The following is a 356-nucleotide window of genomic DNA, read 5'->3' as shown; positions in this document are numbered from 1 at the left end:
ATGTTGGTGCTCTATCAGTTGGTAAGCCAGTATCCGCAGCTGGTAGAAGAAGAAAGTCAGCTCTATGTTTACTATAAGACCAAGTTCCGCAATCATATCCTGGACATCCTCCGTAAACAGGAAAGTCAAAAACGCAAACTTAATCGTCAAGCTTATGAAGAAGTGAGCGAGATTGGTCACAAGCTCAGCCTAAAAGAACTATATCTGGATGAATTGGTGATTCTCCGAGACCAACTAAATAGCTATCAAGCTCAACTGAGCCCAGAGAAACAGGAGCAGTATGAGCGCTTACTAGCCGATGAACGGTTCAAAGGCCGCCAAGCCATGATTCGAGAATTAAGAGCCTACTTAAAAGA

At 43.5% G+C, this 356-nt stretch carries 1 protein-coding gene; it reads left to right on the top strand.

Translation table 11 applies throughout. The features are described from left to right. The coding region (locus HMPREF2933_RS08445; protein WP_070583887.1) for a transcriptional regulator at positions 1-356 on the top strand (356 nt) is incomplete at both ends.

The organism is Streptococcus sp. HMSC066F10 (genome assembly GCF_001813805.1).
Classification (GTDB): Bacteria; Bacillota; Bacilli; order Lactobacillales; family Streptococcaceae; genus Streptococcus; species Streptococcus vaginalis.
This window is presented reverse-complemented; position numbering and strand designations above follow the sequence as displayed.